An 18,115-nucleotide genomic window follows, 5' to 3' on the forward strand; every position below is an offset into this window, starting at 1 on the left:
CTGCTTAAATTTTAGACGCTGAGCATCATCAAACTCGCATTGCCGCCGGCTGCCGTCGTATTCACGCACAGCGCCCGCTCAGCGACCAGGCGCCACAGAGGGATGACACCCTCCTGGGTAGTGGCGATGGTGCCCACCAGAGCCCCTTCCAGGGACGCCAGCAGCGGTTTGAGCTGGCCAGCAAGGCTAGGCTCGATCATGGCGATCTGGAAATCATGCTTGATCGATGCCAGACTGCTGATGACCTGAATACGGTCCTTCAGCGCCGCAGGTAAATCGCCAGGGATCAGATCCGGCGATTGCGCCAGCACCAAAGCCTGGTTACCGGTGGCCAGTACGGCTGCCAATTGGTTCATCAGGGTGCCGGAGGTGGCCGCCGCGCACAAAATCGTGCCCCGTGCGGCAAAGCTCAGGGTATTGCGTTCACCGGTCGGGCCTGGCAAGACGATGGTGCTGCCCAGCAAAGTGATACGTGCATAGTCTTGCGCCAACTGCTCGACCTGGTCGTGGCCATGCATCTTTGCCCATACGGTCAGTGCATCCAATGCCGGCGGCGCCTGGCGCTGGTGCTGTGCGCCGGTCGGTGCATTGTGTTGCAGACGTTTCAGATACAGCGGGCCGCCCGCCTTCGGGCCCGTGCCCGATTTGCCTTCGCCACCGAACGGTTGCACGCCGACGACGGCGCCGACGATGTTGCGGTTGACATAAATATTGCCCACATGCGCGCGCTTGGTGATGAAGGCGATGGTTTCATCGATGCGCGTATGGATGCCCAGGGTCAAGCCGTAACCGCTGTCGTTAATCGATTGCACCAGTTGCGGCAGTTCGGAGCGTTTATAGCGGATCACGTGCAGCACGGGGCCAAAGACTTCTTGCGTCAATTGCGCCAGCGACTTAATTTCCAGCACGGTCGGGGCGACGAACGTGCCTTTCACGGTAGGCAAATCGAGCGAAAAATGGTTGATGGCGACGCTTTTCATCTTGTTGATGTGCGCCAGCAGATTGCTTTGCGCTTCTGCATCGATGACAGGACCGATATCGGTCGCCAGTCGGTCAGGATTACCTACGCGCAATTCCTGCATGGCGCCCTTGAGCATATGGATAGTCTTGTCGGCGATTTCCGACTGCAGGAACAGCACGCGCAAGGCCGAGCAGCGCTGGCCGGCGCTGTCAAAGGCCGACGACATGACGTCTTGCACCACTTGTTCCGGCAAGGCAGACGAATCGACGATCAAGGCGTTCTGGCCACCGGTTTCGGCGATCAAAGGAATGTCGATGCCTTCGGCCACGGCACGCGCAGCCAAGTTGCGGTTGATCAATTGCGCTACTTCTGTCGAGCCCGTAAAAATCACGCCTTTGACGCGCGCGTCATTGCACAGGCCGGCGCCGACGATTTCGCCACTGCCAGGCAGTAATTGCAGTGCACCGCGCGGCACGCCTGCCGCATGCAACAGTTGCACGGCGCGGTAGGCGATCAATGGCGTTTGCTCGGCCGGCTTGGCCAGCACCACGTTGCCTGCTGCCAGGGCGGCGGCCAGCTGGCCCGTAAAAATGGCCAGCGGGAAGTTCCACGGACTGATGCAGGTGACGGGACCGAGTGCCACGGTGTTCGGCGCATGTTCTACCTGCGCTGCGTAGTAGCGCAGGAAGTCGACGGCTTCGCGGATTTCCGCGATCGCGTTCGGCAAGGATTTACCCGCTTCGCGTACGGCCAGGGCCATCAGCTCGATGTGGTGCTCTTCAAACAGGTCGGCCGCGCGTAGTAACGCTTGTGCGCGGACCGATGGTTCTGTCGTTTGCCAGTTCATGGCGTAAGCGCTGGCGCTGGCCAGCGCCGTTTCTACGTCGGCCGGACCGGCTTGCATGACTTTGCCCACGACATCGTCGTGCTGGGCCGGATTATGCAGCAGCTGTGTAGGGCTATTGAGGCTGACGGCGCCATCGATCAACGGCGCTGCCTGCCATTGCTGCTGTTGCGCCAGGCCGGTGGCCAGCGTGCGCAAGGTGTCTTCATTCGACAGGTCCAGGCCGGCCGAGTTCCTGCGTTCGCTGCCAAACATGTCCAGCGGCAAGGGGATCGATGGATGCGGCAAGCCGCCCTGCAGACGTGCCTGCTCCAGAGGATCGCGGATCAGGCTATCGATGGCCACGCTTTCGTCGACGATCTGGTTGACGAACGAGGAGTTGGCGCCGTTTTCCAGCAAACGGCGCACCAGGTAGGCCAGCAGGGTTTCATGCGAACCGACGGGCGCGTAAATGCGGCACGGCTTGTCCAGGTTATCGGGACCGACGACTTGGTCATACAGGGTTTCTCCCATGCCATGCAGGCACTGGAATTCGTAGTCGGTAATACCGTCGCGCCGTGCCCAGGTGTAGATGGTCGACAAGGTTTGCGCGTTATGCGTGGCAAATTGTGGATAGATCAGGCTGCTGGCGTCGAGCAATTTTTGTGCGCACACAAGGTAAGAGACGTCCGTGTAGACCTTGCGCGTGTAGACGGGATAGCCGTCCTGGCCATCGACTTGCGCGCGTTTGACTTCCGCATCCCAATACGCGCCCTTGACCAGGCGCACCATGAACTTGCGGCCGCTGCGGTGCGCCAGGTCGATCAGGAAATCGATGGCGTAGGGGCAGCGTTTTTGATACGCCTGCACCACATAACCGATGCCTTCGAAGCCGGCCAGGTCTGCATCGAAGGCAAGTGCTTCCATCAGGTCCAGCGACAGCTCCAGACGATCCGTTTCTTCCGCATCGATGTTGAAGCCGATGTTGTACTGTTTGGCCAGCAACAGCAGCGCTTTGACTTTTGGCAATAATTCTTCCATGACGCGGGCCCGCTGGGCGCGGCTGTAGCGCGCGTGCAGTGCCGACAGTTTCACGGAAATGCCAGGGCCGTTGCGGATGCCGCGACCGTTCGACGCCTTGCCGATCGCGTGGATCGCGGTTTCGTACGAGGCGTAGTAGTTGGCGGCATCCTGTTGCGTCAGGGCCGCTTCGCCCAGCATGTCGTACGAGTAGCGGTAGCCGCGGGTTTCATTCTCGCGGCTGTTTTTCAAGGCTTCTTCGATCGTCTGGCCCGTGACGAACTGGTTGCCCAGCATGCGCATGGCCAGGTCGACACCTTTGCGTATCAGCGGTTCGCCGCCTTTGGCGATGAGCTTGCTCATGGCCGAGCCGAGGCCCGATTCGCTGCTGGTACTGACCAGTTTGCCCGTGATCAGCAAGCCCCAGGTGGCGGCATTCACGAACAGCGACGGCGATTCGCCCAGATGTTTGCGCCAGTCGCCCTTGCTGATTTTGTCGGCGATCAAACGGTCGGCCGTTTGACTGTCGGGTATACGCAACAGCGCTTCAGCCAGACACATCAATGCAACCCCTTCTTCAGACGACAGCGAGAACTCGTGCATCAGCGCATCGACGCCGGATGCGCGTGTGCGTTTGTGGCGCACGTTCGAGACCAGGCGGTGCGCCAGGGCTTGTCCCTCGGCCGTCGTTTCGGTGCTGCTGGGGCGCACTTGTTGCAACAGCCACTGCACGGCGGAAACCTCATCGCGCCTATAGGCGGCGGTGATGGCGGCGCGTTGTAGGGTCGCTTCGGGCAGGATTTCTGCCTGGAACGCAGCAAAAGGAATCGGGGTAAAAGCCGAGGGGCCTGCAGGGTGCATAAGTGCTCTTTACAAGGAAATGGGGACGAAAACCAAGGTAATTCTTGCTCTTTTTTTGTGCAAAAAAATACGCAAAGTCGGACGCTAAGATGATTTGATTGTAAAGGGGATTCTTGTGGATTAATTCTGGTAATACAGGGGACTAGCAATAGATAGTTTTTGATGCGACAATTTAACCAAATAATATTAATTTTGGGGGTGACGGTAATGCTGGACAAGATCAGTAAGAAAATCTTGATGGAATTGCAAAGCGATGGACGCATCAGCAATGTGGAGCTGGCCGCGCGCGTTAACCTGTCGCCGGCCGCTTGCCTGGAGCGCGTGCGCAAGTTGCACGAATCCGGTTACATCATGGGCTATACGGCACAGTTGAACCCGCAGCTGCTCGACGTGTCGCTGTTGGTGTTCATCGAAGTCGTGCTCGATCGCACGACGCCGGAAGTGTTTGACGCCTTCAAGCATAGCGTACAAATCATTCCAGAGGTACTCGAATGTCATATGGTCGCTGGCGGCTTCGATTACTTGGTCAAGGCACGCGTCAAGGACATGGCCGCCTACCGCGAATTCCTGGGCAAGACGCTGTTGCAGAAAGGTGTGCGCGAAACCCACACTTATGCCGTCATGGAAGAGGTAAAAAATACCACCAAATTGCCGATTAAGTGAGCGTATTGCAGCTAGCCAACTTTTATGATTGAGCTATCGGAGCAAATGTTGTAGGGTAGAGCTACAATTCTGCTATCCGGTAGCCGCCTGAAACGCCGCGCAGACGTCACGTTCAGGGTGCAAGGTGGGCAATCGTGCCCAGTCGCATACGGCTATAGCACGTTCCCCTGGGGACGTGACGGGTTCGTGCAGCGGGGGACAAATGAAGCAGTTGCAGCATCAGCTGGTGCGTATCCTTGTGTTGACCATCCTGGCAATGGCCGTGGCCTGTTGTCTGGTCTTTCTTCTGCTGCTTTTCGGCGGCGACCATCCGTATCTGATTGCCTGCTTGGCCGCTGCCATTGGCGCTGCGCTGCTGGCGTTCGACGGCCGCACGCGTGCTGAGCATGGCTTGCACCAGTTTGCCGACACGGTGGGCCAGGCCATCGACGCTATCATGATAGGCGCCGCAGAAACCTCGTACTTTGTCGATTCCGTCAAACAAAAGGTGGAACTCGATGTGCGCACCGCCAGTGAGATCGCCGACAGCTCCGCACAAAATGCCGTGACGACGGAAAAGATCGCCGCCAACGCGGAACGTGCCGCCAAGGTAGCTGCCGGCGTGCGCGTGGAAAGCGTGGCGGCGCGCGCCGAAGTGGACCAGGGCTTGCGCCGCATCAATAAGGCACGCGAGGAAGCGCAAGGCGCCTCAGGCACCATGCTGAGCTTGCAGGAAAAATCCAAGCGCATCACCGGTTTTACGGAAGCCATTTCCGATATTTCTGCACGCACCAATTTGCTGGCGCTGAACGCCGCCATCGAAGCTGCGCGCGCCGGTGAACACGGGCGCGGTTTTGCCGTAGTGGCCGGCGAAGTGCGGCAACTGGCGCAGCGCACCAAGGAAGCTTCCGATGAAATCAGCGTGATGGTGCGCGAAATCAATGAGCAGTCGGAAAAAGCGGCGCGCGGCATGAGTTTATTGGCGACGGGCGTGACGGAAGCGGCGCGCAATGTGGAAAGCGTGCATGCCTCGCTCACCCACATCGAGGAATCCTCGGGCGTGTCGGAAGACGAGATCGGGCAAATCGCCCATGCCTCGCGCGAACACGTCGATACGACGCAGCTGATCGCCGACGCCATCCTGAAAATCCGCGACAGCATGCTGTCGACGAATGTCGAATTGCCGCGCGCCACGCAGTCGGCCATGGCCCTGGCCGAGCGCGCCGAAGTGATCGCCGGCGCCCTGGGCGAATCGGGTGTGAGCACGCCGCACGATGAGATCCGTATCGCGGCACAGCGCGCCGCGCGCGAGGTGGGCAAACTGTTCGAGCAAGCTATCGCTGCCGGGCGCATCACGCGCGAAGCCCTGTTCGACCGCCACTATCGCCCTATCCCGAACACCAATCCGCCCAAGCACAACACGAAGTTCGACGCGTTTACGGACAAGGTATTGCCGGACCTGCAGGAAAGCGTGCTGGCCGCCCTGCCCTACCTGGCGTATGCGGGCGCTGTCGACAACAATGGATATTTTCCAACGCACAACAAGAAATTTTCGCAGCCGCTGACGGGCGATTACGCCATCGATATCGTGAATAACCGCACCAAGCGCATCTTCAGTGACCGCACTGGGTCGCGCTGCGGCAGCAATACCAAACCGTTCCTGTTGCAGACGTACAAGCGCGACACGGGCGAAGTCATGCATGATTTATCTGTGCCCATCCACGTCGATGGCAAGCATTGGGGTGGTTTCCGAATCGGCTATCGCTCCAGCAACCACGCATAGCAAAACGCCTGATGCATCCTCATCAGGCGTTTTTTCTTGAGCCGGCTACGCTTTATTCCATATGCGGCTTGGCCGCCACACCGCCGCCGGCCGCCGTGGCCGTGCGCAGGGTGGGCGTGTTCATGCTTTCCAGATGATTACGCAGCCATTTGTGGGCGGGGCTGCGAGCGTCGCGTTCGTGCCATAGCATGTCCAGGTGGACGGCTGGCAGGGTCAGCGGCAGGTCCTTGTGCAGCAGCGATTCCGTCATGCCCGTCGAGGCGATCAAGTGGCGCGGCAAGACCGTGATCAGGTCGGAATTGGCCACTACGCGTCCGGCCGTGAAGAACTGGTTGACCGTCAGCAAGATGCGCCGCTCGCGATGGATTTGCGACAGCGCCTCGTCGATCAAGCCATGCGCGCGGCCGGAAAAACTCACCAATAAATGGTTCGCTGCGCAATAGTTATCCAAGGTCAATTCTTTGTCGGCCAGCGGATGGCCACGCCGCATCACACACACATATTTACCGGAATACAGGCGCTCATGGCGGATGGGCGAACCCGTTTCGCTCGACAATTGCGCCGCCACGCCGGGGAAGAAGCCCACGGCCAGGTCGATATCGCCGCGCAGCAGCATGGGACGCGGTTCGCGCGTAGTCAGTGGCATCATGCGCACATTCACGCCCGGTGCCTCACTTTCGATCGAGCGCATCAGGGAGGGCAGCCAGAACGCGGCGGTCGCGTCGGCCATGGCCATGCGGAAGGTGGCATGTGTTTTCGACACGTCGAAGGTTTCCGGCGTGACGGCCGCTTCCAGGCTGGCAAGGGCCGAGCGCACGGACGGCCACAGCGCTTCGGCACGGGGCGTCGGTTTCACGCCATACGCCGTGCGTATCAGCAATTCGTCACCGAGGCTCTCGCGCAGGCGTTTGATGGCATTCGATACCGCCGGCTGCGTCATCGCCAGGTGGCCGGCTGCGCGCGTCAGGTTTTGTTCCGTCATGACGGCGTCGAAAACACGCAGCAAGTTCAGATCCAGCGTCAGAAAACTCATGGAAAGCCCAAGGTAAAAGTTGAATTGATTACTTAGGAGTGTAAACCGCGCCGGGCGCAAAAATTTTCACTCACAAAAAATATTACAGTTTTCCATTCACGATTCATATAATTGGTATCAGGAAATGGAATTAGATTTATATGTTGCACTGCACTATAGTACTCACAAATTCTATAATGCACAGGAACAGTATGTCCACCTTCGCCTCCGCCTTGTACGCAGTATCCGCACCCGTGCTGGAGATTTCCCTGCTGAACACCCTGCAACTCGTGCTGGTGATCGTCGCCGTGGGCGCATTCTCCCTGCTGTTCAAGCCTTTGCTGGTGGGCATCGCCCGCGCCATGGTACTGCTGGTGCGTCCCAAACTGAGCCGCGAAGAGCGTCAGGCGCGTCAACAGATGCGCGAAGCACGAGCCTTGCAGCGCACTCTGGGCAAGATGGATGGCGTGTCGCCCAGCAATGCCGCCGAATTGCGCGCTCTGTCGACACGCGCCTGAGCGATAAACTGTTGCACAATGATACGCCGGCGTGAGCCGGCTTTTTTACGCCCGCGTTTTTGTTCAGGCCATGTCGCCCAGCAAATGCGTGCGCAATACGGCGTCAGCCGGATGGCTACCGATCCAGATTTCAGCAGCGCAGTGTAAAAGGCCAGCTCCGGCACCGTGTCGCCTAGCTTGACCCCGCCTACCTCGGCGGTCAGTGCAGCTTGTGCGACGGCGGCGCACAGACAGGCACAAGCCAGGGGGCGGCCCAAACGGGATGTGCTGATGTGCATCTTCTACCTCCGTGGAAAGCATAGACTGTGGAGATGTCAGCACGCAGTGTAGAACGGTTGGCAGCGCTGCGCGGGCGGCGCTGAGGCGCTGGAGCAGTGCTTAGGCCTTCGTCGCAGGCAGTTCCGCCTGCAGGCGTTCGTACTTGGCCATCAATTGCTCCGGGCTTTCGCGCCAGGCGGGATTGAAGGGGATGCAGCTGACGGGGCACACTTGCTGGCATTGCGGCTCGTCAAAGTGTCCCACGCATTCGGTGCATTTGTTGGGATCGATTTCGTAGATTTCCGCGCCCATATAGATCGCATCATTCGGGCACTCTGGCTCGCAAATGTCGCAATTGATGCATTCGTCGGTGATCAGTAATGCCATGATTTCACTCTTACTTATTGCGATGATGCAGCGTTGGCAGCAATCTTTTTTTGCAGCCAGCGGTTCACCGAGGGGAAGACAAACTTGGAGACGTCCCCGCCCAGCGCCGCGATTTCGCGCACGATGGTGCCCGAAATGAACTGGTACTGGTCGGACGGCGTCAGGAACATGGTTTCGACATCGGGCAGCAGGTAGCGGTTCATGCCTGCCATCTGGAATTCGTATTCGAAGTCGGAAACGGCGCGCAAGCCGCGCACGATGACTCTAGCTTCGTGCGTGCGCACGAAATCCTTGAGCAGGCCGGAAAAGCTTTCCACCTGCACATTCGGATAGTGACCCAGCACTTCATTGGCGATTTCCAGGCGTTCGTCGAGCGAGAAAAACGGTTGCTTGTTCTTGCTGTCGGCCACACCGACGATCAGCTTGTCAAACAGACCCGATGCGCGGCGCACCAAATCTTCATGACCGCGCGTGAGCGGATCGAACGTTCCTGGATAAACGGCTACAACCATTGCGGCTCCCTAACGATGCACCAATATAGACGCGCATTATGCCTGAAATTGGTGCTGCGCCCGGGGCCAGGAAGCCATTTTGCCTCATTTATAGGCAGATTCAGGCAGTTGCCGGCACTTTGTTGTAAGTTAGCAAATGATAATAAACGGTGCCCGCCTTGTCGGCGCGGATGACTTCCCACCCTGCCATCCACTCTGGTTTTTCCAGTGTGCTGCTGTCATCGAATACCAGCGACAAGCCCGATTCCGCGTAAATCATGCCGCCTTCCTTGAGCAGCTTGGCGCACAAAGGCAATACCTTGGCCAGGAAATCTTGCTGGTATGGCGGATCGAGGAAGATCAGGTCGAAACGCTGGCCGCGCGAGGCCATGCCTTGCGCCGTCAACAGGGCGTCGCCGCGCAGCAGCTCCACGTTGTCGGCGCGTAATTTCACCTTGTTCTGTTCCAGCTGGCGGATCACGGGTGTGTGCGTGTCGACCATGGTGACGGCGGCGGCGCCGCGGCTGGCCGCTTCGAAGCCCAGTGCGCCGCTGCCCGCGAACAGGTCCAGCACCTGGGCGTTGGCCCAGTCGCCATCGCGCAAGTGGTTGATCCAGTTAAATACGGTTTCACGCACGCGGTCCGGTGTCGGGCGCAAACCCAGTGCCTGTAAAACAGGCAGTACGGAGCGTTTCCACTGGCCGCCGATGATGCGTACCTGGTTCGGTGGCGGCGCGTGGTGGACAGGGACTTTGGCGGGTTTTTTTATCTTTTTTTGCATGGGGATTTCTTCAATTCGATGGCGGCCACTATAGCATAATGCCCCAGCTCCCCTGCTGGCGCTGCCTGTCTATTTGGGCTGTGCCGCCAGGGAATTGAAATCGTCGATCCAGCCCTGCATGCGCTTGATGGCGTGGGCTTTTTGCGCCGGCGTGGTGATCTTGATCAGCGTCAAGACCATCTGCGCCGTGCTCGCTTCGTAGCTGTCAAAAAAAGCCTTGTGCTCGGAATGTTCCTGGCGCTCGAAACTGTCCTTGATCAGCGTCGTGAGCAAGGCTGTGGCGGCTTCCTTGCCGAGTTTTTCTTGCTGGACTTTCTTGACCAGGCCCAATACGTTCTGTTGACGCCGCATGCGTTCGTCGAGCCAGATGTCATTGTTCAACGGGCGCGCGTCCGATGCTTTGCGTATGATGGCTTCCTGCTCGCTGCTGAAGCTGCCGAACCACAATTCGAATTGCTCCATGGCTTTCTTGTAGCGCAGTTTCTGGCGCTTGTCTTGGTCACCGCTCAGATATTTCTTGCGGTAATCGTCATTGTTCGACTTGAACTTTTTCTCCACCTGCGCGATCTGCTCGGGCTTGAGTGAGCGTGCCAGCTCGGCCAGCTCGGGCGCCGCTTTCAGCAGCAGCGCCTGGGTGCGTTGCTTGATCTCGCTGTAGTCTGCCATCAGGTCCGCTTGCGTGATATTGCCTTGCAGCTGCTTCTGGCCCGTGCGCAAAATTTCCACGTAATCCTTCAATTGCGTCTTGCGGTGCCAATCAAACAGCTTGTCGATGTCTTCGCGCACCCAGCCTTTTTGGTCGCGGTCCAGGTCGACATAGGCGTTCAGCCACCAGTACAGCACGGTATCGCCATTGTTGTAGGCCAGGCGCAAGCCGCTGCAGCCGGCCATGACAACCAGCACGATGGCCAGTACGGCATAAGTAATGCGCTTGAAGGGCGTGGAAGACGGGGGCTGCGTGTTAAACTTTTTCATATTATTAACTTATAAAAATTACGCACTATGAACGTTGTCATTCTCGCTGCTGGTATGGGCAAACGCATGCAGTCGGCACTGCCCAAGGTATTGCACCCGCTGGCTGGCAAGCCGCTGTTGTCGCACGTCATCGACACGGCGCGCAGCCTGGCGCCGTCTCGATTATGCGTGATTTATGGGCATGGGGGCGCAGCGGTCCTGAAGTTGCTTGACAGCTACAACGCCAGCCACGCCGTACAGATCGACGCCGCAGAGCAGGCCCAGCAGCTGGGCACCGGCCACGCCGTCCAGCAAGCGCTGTCTTTGCTCGATGACGCCGTGCCGACCCTGATCCTGTACGGCGATGTGCCGCTGACCAGCGCCGCCTCCCTGCAGCAACTGGTGCAAGCGGCCGGCAAGGACCAGCTGGCCATCCTGACCGTGGAACAGAACGATCCCTTCGGCTTGGGCCGCATCGTGCGCGAGCACGGCGCCATCGTGCGCATCGTCGAGGAAAAAGATGCCACGTCGTCCGAGCGGGCCATCCGCGAAATCAATAGCGGCATCATGGTCGCGCCCACTGTGGCGCTGAAGAAGTGGCTGTCGTCTTTGTCGAATGACAATGCCCAAGGGGAATATTATCTGACCGATATCGTCGCCCAGGCCGTCGCCGATGGCGTAGCCGTCACCTCGGCGCATCCGGCTGCCGTGTGGGAAGTGGCGGGCGTCAATAGCAAGGTGCAGCTGGCGCAGCTGGAACGCATCCACCAAAACAATATCGCGCAAGCGTTGCTGGAGCGGGGCGTGACCCTGTTTGATCCGGCCCGCATCGATGTGCGCGGCGAACTCATCTGCGGCCGTGATGTCAGCATCGACGTCGGCTGCGTGTTCGAAGGCCGCGTGGAATTGGGCGATGGCGTGCGCGTCGGTGCCAACAATGTCATCATCAACGCCACCGTGGCCGCTGGTGCGCACATCAAGCCGTTTTGTCATATCGAGGACGCCGTCGTCGGTGCTGCCTCTCTCATCGGCCCTTACGCGCGTTTGCGCCCGGGTACGGTATTGGCAGAAGACGTGCATATCGGCAACTTTGTCGAAGTGAAAAATAGCCAGGTCGCCGCGCACAGCAAGGCCAACCATCTGGCATACATCGGCGACGCCAGCATCGGTTCGAGGGTCAACATCGGCGCCGGCACGATTACTTGCAACTACGATGGCGTCAACAAGTTCCGCACCGTTATCGAAGACGACGCCTTCATTGGCAGCGACAGCCAGCTGATCGCACCTGTTACCGTCGGCAAGGGGGCCACCCTGGGCGCCGGCACGACGCTGTCGAAAGATGCGCCGGCCGGCAAGTTGACGGTCTCGCGCGCGCGGCAAGTGAGTATCGAGGGTTGGACGCGCCCCGAGAAAATCAAGAAGTAAGCTGCGCCGTCCACTGTTGCACACAGGCAGGCCTTGCAGCCCGCCTGTGGATAACTATGTGGGTAAAGTGTCGTACAAGTGGCGCACAAGCCTGTGTACAAACCCGTGCATAAGCTTTAGCCAAGTCTCTCTCTACCGCTTGGCGCGCGCCTCGTGCTGCCTTTTTCTTCGATTGTCGCTCGCTGCCAGCGGTGCAGCGGTGTTTATCCCTGTATTGTGGACAAGTCTGTGCATAAGAGCGCGCATAAGCGCTGTAATATCGGTGTATAAGTAGGGATAACTGTACTTCAGTGCCGTTTATCCACGCATGGCCGTGGATAAACCTGTGGAAAAGTGTGTGCATCGCCAGTGGATAGCGTCGTGGAAATTGGACGTTGAGCGAAACTCAGCGATTTGCGATTAATGCAATCGGGAACGCGGGCGCAAACGTGGGCGAAAATCAGGCGGGCAGGCGCAAGGCGAAGCTGATGGTGCCGTTGTTGCCGGCGCTGTCGAGGGTGACCTGGCCGCCGTGCAATTTGGCGATGCGTTGCACCAGGTACAGGCCCAAGCCGGCGCCAGGCTTGTGCTGGGCAATGCGGCCGCGGAAGTATTTCTGGAACAGGCGCGGGATTTCATCTGCAGGCACGGGCTCGCCCGCATTGCTGACGATGATCTGTACGCGGCCATCATCGAGTGTGACAGCTTGCACACGAATTGCCTGGGCCTGCGGCGCATACCGGTCAGCATTGCTGAGCAGATTGCGCAGGGCCACGCGCAGCAGGCTGGCATCGGCCATGATGCTGTCGGGCAGCGCCTGCACACTGGCGTCGATGCGGCCATCGGGCCATTCGGCCAGCACGGCTTGCAGCAGGGCGCGCAAGTCGCATGGCTGCTGACAGAGCGTCGCCGCGCTCGTTTCCATGCGGTCGGCGCTCAGGTATTCATCCACCAGTGCCGCCATGCGGCTGCTTGCTGCGCGTAAATTCTGGCAGCGCTGCAAGGTTTTTTCCCGTGGCGCTTCCGTGTTGCGGGCAATTTGCTGGGCCGTGGTGTTGATGATGGCGAGCGGCGTGTGGAATTCATGCGACACCATGGCAACGAAATCCTGCTGTTCTTCGCGCGTGCGGGTTTCCACTTCCAGGGCAGCCCGCAATTCTCCTTCGAGCACGGCGCGCCGGCCGATTTCCTGTTGCAGCGCCAGCGTGCGCTGCGCCACCTGCTCTTCCAGGCGTTCATTGAGTGCGCGCACGGCATGCACAGCCTCGGCCTGTGCCCTGTCTTTGGCGCGGCGCAATTCGGCGTAACGTCGGTTCAGGCGCAGGCTCATCAGCATCATGTGGACAAAGGCGCCCAGGGTGGCTGCATGGTTGCTCCAGAAATTCGGCGGCACCAAGGCCATGTTGCGCAAGAAGCTGATGATGACACCGGCGTAGAAAATGCCAAAAATGAATAGAAAGGCACGCGCCGGGCGATGGCCGCGCAGCGCCAGCCAGCTGGCCAGGCAGGTCAGTAGTGCGATCAGCGGCAAGGCTGTCATTTGCACCATCAGCACGCCTGCGGCATAGTCGCCGTGCAGTACCAGCAGCGCCCCACACAGGGTGGTGGCGGCCGTGATGCCCACCACCGCGCGGCTGAAACGCGGATACACAGCGGGCAGCTCCAGTTGCAAGGTGGAAAAACGCGCGCCGGCGGCAAGCGACATGGCCATCGATATGCCCAGCATGGGGTCGGACAGCTGATTTGGCATGGTGAAGATTTGCTGGGGGATGGCGATGGTCAGCGCCTCCGTGATGGCACTCGTCGTTACATATAGCAGGTACCAGCCGCTGTGGGCCTCGCGTGTCATGCGCCAGAAAAAGATATGAAACAGGATCAGCAGTAAATAACTGCCGAACTGCAAGCCGTAATACAGGTATTCGCGGCGCGAGGAAGCGTCGAAGCTGGCGCTGGGCAACAACGTCAGCTCGGTCGACATGGCTTTCTTGCTGGTCAGCCTTACCAGCCAGCGCTGCGGCTGATCCGGCTGCAACTGCACGGGAAACACCACCTGGCGCGCATCGATGGGCCAGGCGTTGCGGATCACGTTGGCACCCGCCTGTTGCAGCAGCCAGTGTCCAGCCCTATCCTGGCGATACAGGCGTACGTCATCGAGTCCTGCGTTGCTAAAGCGCAACACCCATTCATCGGCTGACTGCGCCGCGCGTGTTACCTCTAGGCTCAACCAGATGGCATCTTGCGTATAGCCGGCACTCACGGCGCCAGGCAGTGGCTGCCAGCCTGACGCGGCCAGCGCGGCCTGCGGATCGAGCTGTCCGGAAGTGTCGCGCAGCATCTGCATATGGCCGCTGGCCGACACGGGCTGACCGCTGGCCGGTAGCGTGAGTGGCGCCGACATGGGCGCGGCCAGCCCGGCCAAGGGTTGCAAGGTGGCGAACAAGAGGGCAAGGGCGAACAGGATTTTCATGGCGCAGGAGCTTATCATGCGGTGCATGAAGCCCTTGCGGCTTACTTCTCGGCAGCATGACGATCGATTATCCTTGCGCCATGTTGAACCTCATTTTGCTTGAAGACGAAGCCGTGCTGCGGCAGGAATTGGCCGAGTTTCTCGGCGACTGCGGCTATCGCGTGACCGCCGTGGCCGATATGGCGGCGTTTCATGCCTGTTACGCACCGGCGCTGCACCGCATCGCCGTGATTGACTTGGGCTTGCCCGACGGCGAAGGCATGCTGCTGGTGCGCGCCTTGCGGGAGCAGGGGCGGCCCATCGGCATCGTCGTGTTTACGGCGCGCGGCACGACGCGCGACAAGGTGAACGGGCTCAGTGGCGGCGCCGACTATTATCTGCCCAAGAGCGCCGACCTCGACGAACTGGCCGCCACCCTGGGCGCGCTGGTACGGCGCCTGGGCGAGTCGGCCGCTGCTGTCAGCGTCGCGCCCGTTACGGCCTGGGTGCTGGAATTGGGGCCACGCCGTCTGCTGCCGCCCGGTGGCGAGGCCATCGCGTTGTCGCAACAGGATGCCACGGTGTTGCACGTCCTGATGGCGGAACCGGAGCACATCGTCAGTCGCCAGCAGATCGTCCAGTCCATGGACGAGGATTTTCTCAGTTATGACCAGCGCCGCCTGGATACCCAGATCAGCCGCCTGCGGCGCAAGGTCGAGCAGGCCTGCGGCATGACCTTGCCCATCAACACCGCGCGCAATGCCGGCTACCGGTTTTATGCCGACGCGCAAGTGTGTCTCTGAGTTTTTCGCCTGTGAAAGCTGTGGATAAACCTGTCGACAAGTGGTGCAAAAGCCTGTTGGCAAGCTGTGTGAAAGCGGTGTAAAAGTCACTCTAGCAATGCCTTGCTCTGCCGGTATGCATGAGCAGCACTGGCTTGCCGGGTGCGGCGTCGTCGCGTCTGGAGATGGTGGCAGAAAAATGCCGATGCCATCGCTCATGCAGCGTAGCCTGCTTGTGCATAAGCCTGTGCAAAAGTGCCGTATAAGCGGTGTGCAAGATGCGTACAAACATGTGGGTAAGCGGTGGATAATCGGCTGTTGCTACATCAGACGGCGATGCGCGTCTCGAACTTGCTGCGCAATGTGGAAAAATAGCTTTTCACATTGCGCACATTCGCGTGCGCAGCAAACAGACGGTGCGCCAGCGCATGGTAGGCGGGCATGTCGGCCACCTGCACCATCAGCACGAAGTCGGGGCCGGGCGAGACGCGGTAGCACTGCAGTACGGCCGCTTCCAGCGCCACAAGTTGTTCGAATTCGGCCATGCGTTCAGCCGCTTGCACGTCGAGCGTGATTTCCACGATGGCCGTCAGGCGCGCCCCCACCAGTTGCGGCGCGACGATGGCCACCTGCCGCTCGATGACGCCGCTTTCCGTCAAATGCTTGACGCGCCGCAAACAAGTGGGCGCCGAAACATGCACCAAACGCGCCAGCTCACTGTTGGTCTGCGATGCATCAATTTGCAAGGCGTTCAGGATGCGACGATCAATCTCGTCGAGGATGATGTTGTGTTCGCTCATTATTTTGATGAATTGAAAAATATATCGAGTATAAATGAAATAATATTTCATCGTGAAATAGTCGTGAAATATTTAGTCAAAAATATATCTATTTAGAAAGCATATTTCATGTGCTCTGCATTAGCATGTTTGCATTGATTAACATAGATAGAGGTTTCCATGTGCGGCATTGTCGGCGCGGTAGCGCAACGTAATATCACTCCCATCCTGCTCGAAGGCTTGAAGCGCCTGGAATACCGTGGCTACGATTCCTGTGGCATCGCCCTGCATGCCGATGGCCGTTTGCAGCGTTCGCGCTCCACGTCGCGCGTCGCCGAGCTGGAAAAGCAGATCGGCGAAGAAGGCTTGAGCGGTTTTACGGGCATCGCCCACACGCGCTGGGCCACGCATGGCGCCCCTGTTTCCTTCAATGCCCACCCGCACTTTTCCCCAACGGAAGAAAACGCCCGCGTAGCGCTGGTGCACAACGGCATCATTGAAAATCATGATGAATTGCGCGCCGAGCTGACGGCCTTGGGTTACGTCTTCCAGAGCCAGACGGACACGGAAGTGATTGCCCACCTGGTCGAACACATGTACGACGGCGACTTGTTCGAGACTGTGCAGCAAGCCGTGAAACGCCTCGATGGCGCGTATGCGATTGCCGTGTTCTGCCGCGACGAGCCGCACCGCGTGGTGGCTGCGCGCCAGGGCTCGCCCCTGATCGTCGGCCTGGGTAATGGTGAAAATTTTGTCGCCTCCGACGCCATGGCGCTGGCCGGCACGACGGACCAGATCATCTACCTGGAAGAAGGCGATGTGGTCGACCTGCAACTGTCGCGCTGCTGGATCGTCGACGTCGATGGCAAGTCCGTTGAACGCGAAGTGAAAACCGTGCATGCGCACACCGGGGCAGCCGAGCTGGGTCCGTACCGCCACTACATGCAGAAGGAAATTTTTGAGCAGCCGCGCGCCATCGGCGACACGCTAGAAGGCGTGACCGGCATCATGCCGGAACTGTTCGGCGACAACGCCTATGCCATCTTCAAGCAGATCGACCGCGTGCTGATCCTGGCCTGCGGCACCAGCTCGTATGCGGGCATGACCGCCAAGTACTGGATCGAAGCGATCGCCAAAGTGCCCGTCAGCGTGGAAGTGGCCAGCGAATACCGCTACCGCGACAGCGTGCCGCACCCGAACACCCTGGTGGTGACGATTTCGCAGAGCGGCGAAACGGCCGATACCCTGGCCGCCCTGAAGCATGCGCGCAGCCTGGGCATGCTGCACACCTTAACCATCTGCAACGTGGCCACCAGCGCCATGGTGCGCGAATGCGCGCTGGCCTACATCACGCGCGCCGGTGTGGAAGTGGGCGTGGCGTCGACCAAAGCCTTCACGACGCAGCTGGCGGGCCTGTTCCTGCTGACCTTGTGCTTGGCGCAAGTCAACGGTCGCTTGAGCGAAGAACAGGAAGCGGCGCACCTGAAAGCCATGCGTCACCTGCCCGTCGCCATCGCGTCCGTGCTGGCGCTGGAGCCGCAAATCATCGCCTGGTCCGAAGAATTTGCGCGCAAGGAAAACGCCCTCTTCCTGGGCCGCGGCATGCATTATCCGATTGCCTTGGAAGGCGCGCTAAAACTGAAAGAAATTTCCTATATCCACGCCGAAGCGTATCCGGCCGGCGAATTGAAGCATGGCCCGCTGGCCCTGGTGACGAATGAAATGCCGGTCGTCACCATCGCACCGAACGATGCCCTGATCGAAAAGCTGAAATCGAATATGCAGGAAGTGCGCGCCCGTGGCGGCCAGCTGTACGTCTTTGCCGACGTCGATTCGCGCATCAGCTCCGGCGAAGGCTTGCACGTCATCCGCCTGCCCGAGCACTACGGCGATTTGTCGCCGATCCTGCACGTGGTGGCACTGCAATTGCTGGCGTATCACACGGCACTGGCGCGCGGCACGGATGTGGACAAGCCGCGCAATTTGGCCAAATCGGTGACGGTGGAATAAGATCTGCCACTGCCTTACAAGGCAGTGTCAATCAATAAAAAAGTTTGACACAAACTAAAAATGTTTGTCGCGAATGGCGCAGTCCGTAATGGGCTGCGCCATTTTTCGTTGCTGCCGAGTTCAGAGCGCGAACGCGACCATGCCGGCATCTGTGGCCATTGCTGCACGCCGCCTGGCCGCACGGTTCTGGCGCCGCAGCGACT

General features: G+C 59.5%; 14 protein-coding genes. 6 read left to right on the plus strand and 8 right to left on the minus strand.

Translation table 11 applies throughout. The annotated features are described in order from the left end of the window. Window positions 1-11: 11 nt before the first annotated feature. Window positions 12-3,665 (minus strand): trifunctional transcriptional regulator/proline dehydrogenase/L-glutamate gamma-semialdehyde dehydrogenase, encoded by a 3,654-nt coding sequence (putA, locus tag H4V96_RS21830; RefSeq protein WP_196856984.1) that lies wholly within the window; start codon window positions 3,663-3,665, stop codon window positions 12-14. Between the two features lie 207 nt (window positions 3,666-3,872). Here putA and H4V96_RS21835 point away from each other — a divergent pair, with 207 nt between their 5' ends. Both H4V96_RS21835 and H4V96_RS21840 read left to right on the plus strand, forming a co-directional pair. Beyond that, window positions 3,873-4,328, plus strand: coding sequence for an Lrp/AsnC ligand binding domain-containing protein (locus H4V96_RS21835; protein ID WP_010393827.1), 456 nt, complete (start codon window positions 3,873-3,875; stop codon window positions 4,326-4,328). Window positions 4,329-4,530: 202 nt separating this feature from the next. Then, window positions 4,531-6,090: a methyl-accepting chemotaxis protein gene (locus tag H4V96_RS21840; protein WP_196856983.1), complete on the plus strand. Its 1,560-nt coding sequence runs from the start codon at window positions 4,531-4,533 to the stop codon at window positions 6,088-6,090. Window positions 6,091-6,142: 52 nt separating this feature from the next. Here H4V96_RS21840 and H4V96_RS21845 read toward each other — a convergent pair whose 3' ends face one another. Next, window positions 6,143-7,123 (minus strand): LysR family transcriptional regulator, encoded by a 981-nt coding sequence (locus H4V96_RS21845; RefSeq protein ID WP_010393829.1) that lies wholly within the window; start codon window positions 7,121-7,123, stop codon window positions 6,143-6,145. A 191-nt stretch (window positions 7,124-7,314) separates the two neighbouring features. Between H4V96_RS21845 and H4V96_RS21850 the strand changes: the two genes are divergently transcribed. Then, window positions 7,315-7,620, plus strand: coding sequence for a hypothetical protein (locus H4V96_RS21850; RefSeq protein ID WP_010393830.1), 306 nt, complete (start codon window positions 7,315-7,317; stop codon window positions 7,618-7,620). 378 nt (window positions 7,621-7,998) lie between these two features. Here the strand turns inward: H4V96_RS21850 and H4V96_RS21855 are convergent, their stop codons facing one another. The 4 genes from H4V96_RS21855 to H4V96_RS21870 form a co-directional block, all read right to left on the minus strand. Continuing rightward, window positions 7,999-8,265, minus strand: coding sequence for a YfhL family 4Fe-4S dicluster ferredoxin (locus H4V96_RS21855; protein WP_010393832.1), 267 nt, complete (start codon window positions 8,263-8,265; stop codon window positions 7,999-8,001). 14 nt (window positions 8,266-8,279) lie between these two features. Beyond that, entirely contained in the window at window positions 8,280-8,777 is a 498-nt protein-coding gene (gene coaD, locus H4V96_RS21860; protein WP_010393833.1) for a pantetheine-phosphate adenylyltransferase, read from the minus strand. Between the two features lie 100 nt (window positions 8,778-8,877). After that, window positions 8,878-9,537 carry a 16S rRNA (guanine(966)-N(2))-methyltransferase RsmD gene (rsmD, locus tag H4V96_RS21865; RefSeq protein ID WP_010393836.1) on the minus strand — a complete coding sequence of 220 codons (660 nt, stop codon included), beginning with the start codon at window positions 9,535-9,537 and terminating at the stop codon, window positions 8,878-8,880. 69 nt (window positions 9,538-9,606) lie between these two features. Next, a complete protein-coding gene (locus tag H4V96_RS21870; RefSeq protein WP_196856982.1) occupies window positions 9,607-10,512 on the minus strand; it encodes a DUF6279 family lipoprotein in 906 nt (301 codons plus the stop codon). 27 nt (window positions 10,513-10,539) lie between these two features. On the opposite strand from H4V96_RS21870, the gene glmU reads away from it, so the two are divergent. Beyond that, on the plus strand, window positions 10,540-11,916 hold the full coding sequence (gene glmU, locus H4V96_RS21875) for a bifunctional UDP-N-acetylglucosamine diphosphorylase/glucosamine-1-phosphate N-acetyltransferase GlmU (protein ID WP_196856981.1): 1,377 nt from the start codon (window positions 10,540-10,542) through the stop codon (window positions 11,914-11,916). A gap of 439 nt (window positions 11,917-12,355) precedes the next feature. Here glmU and H4V96_RS21880 read toward each other — a convergent pair whose 3' ends face one another. After that, window positions 12,356-14,362 (minus strand): sensor histidine kinase, encoded by a 2,007-nt coding sequence (locus tag H4V96_RS21880; RefSeq protein ID WP_196856980.1) that lies wholly within the window; start codon window positions 14,360-14,362, stop codon window positions 12,356-12,358. Between the two features lie 56 nt (window positions 14,363-14,418). Here H4V96_RS21880 and H4V96_RS21885 point away from each other — a divergent pair, with 56 nt between their 5' ends. After that, window positions 14,419-15,144, plus strand: coding sequence for a response regulator transcription factor (locus tag H4V96_RS21885; protein WP_280721155.1), 726 nt, complete (start codon window positions 14,419-14,421; stop codon window positions 15,142-15,144). 305 nt (window positions 15,145-15,449) lie between these two features. Here H4V96_RS21885 and H4V96_RS21890 read toward each other — a convergent pair whose 3' ends face one another. Further along, entirely contained in the window at window positions 15,450-15,923 is a 474-nt protein-coding gene (locus tag H4V96_RS21890; protein ID WP_010393847.1) for an Lrp/AsnC family transcriptional regulator, read from the minus strand. A gap of 159 nt (window positions 15,924-16,082) precedes the next feature. On the opposite strand from H4V96_RS21890, the gene glmS reads away from it, so the two are divergent. Then, window positions 16,083-17,912, plus strand: a complete 1,830-nt coding sequence (glmS, locus tag H4V96_RS21895) for a glutamine--fructose-6-phosphate transaminase (isomerizing) (protein ID WP_196856979.1) — start codon at window positions 16,083-16,085, stop codon at window positions 17,910-17,912. The last annotated feature ends 203 nt before the right edge of the window (window positions 17,913-18,115 follow it).

The organism is Janthinobacterium sp. CG_23.4 (assembly GCF_029892305.1).
Lineage (GTDB): Bacteria > Pseudomonadota > Gammaproteobacteria > Burkholderiales > Burkholderiaceae_D > Janthinobacterium > Janthinobacterium lividum_D.

What these genes read in the sequence shown, in the direction of transcription:
- H4V96_RS21885 (WP_280721155.1), top strand. Translation starts at nt 14,419, where the DNA reads ATGACGATCGATTATCCTTGCGCCATGTTGAACCTCATTTTGCTTGAA.
- coaD (WP_010393833.1), bottom strand. Translation starts at nt 8,777, where the DNA reads ATGGTTGTAGCCGTTTATCCAGGAACGTTCGATCCGCTCACGCGCGGT.
- rsmD (WP_010393836.1), bottom strand. Translation starts at nt 9,537, where the DNA reads ATGCAAAAAAAGATAAAAAAACCCGCCAAAGTCCCTGTCCACCACGCG.
- H4V96_RS21890 (WP_010393847.1), bottom strand. Translation starts at nt 15,923, where the DNA reads ATGAGCGAACACAACATCATCCTCGACGAGATTGATCGTCGCATCCTG.
- H4V96_RS21870 (WP_196856982.1), bottom strand. Translation starts at nt 10,512, where the DNA reads ATGAAAAAGTTTAACACGCAGCCCCCGTCTTCCACGCCCTTCAAGCGC.
- H4V96_RS21855 (WP_010393832.1), bottom strand. Translation starts at nt 8,265, where the DNA reads ATGGCATTACTGATCACCGACGAATGCATCAATTGCGACATTTGCGAG.
- putA (WP_196856984.1), bottom strand. Translation starts at nt 3,665, where the DNA reads ATGCACCCTGCAGGCCCCTCGGCTTTTACCCCGATTCCTTTTGCTGCG.
- H4V96_RS21850 (WP_010393830.1), top strand. Translation starts at nt 7,315, where the DNA reads ATGTCCACCTTCGCCTCCGCCTTGTACGCAGTATCCGCACCCGTGCTG.
- H4V96_RS21840 (WP_196856983.1), top strand. Translation starts at nt 4,531, where the DNA reads ATGAAGCAGTTGCAGCATCAGCTGGTGCGTATCCTTGTGTTGACCATC.
- glmS (WP_196856979.1), top strand. Translation starts at nt 16,083, where the DNA reads ATGTGCGGCATTGTCGGCGCGGTAGCGCAACGTAATATCACTCCCATC.
- H4V96_RS21845 (WP_010393829.1), bottom strand. Translation starts at nt 7,123, where the DNA reads ATGAGTTTTCTGACGCTGGATCTGAACTTGCTGCGTGTTTTCGACGCC.
- H4V96_RS21880 (WP_196856980.1), bottom strand. Translation starts at nt 14,362, where the DNA reads ATGAAAATCCTGTTCGCCCTTGCCCTCTTGTTCGCCACCTTGCAACCC.
- glmU (WP_196856981.1), top strand. Translation starts at nt 10,540, where the DNA reads ATGAACGTTGTCATTCTCGCTGCTGGTATGGGCAAACGCATGCAGTCG.
- H4V96_RS21835 (WP_010393827.1), top strand. Translation starts at nt 3,873, where the DNA reads ATGCTGGACAAGATCAGTAAGAAAATCTTGATGGAATTGCAAAGCGAT.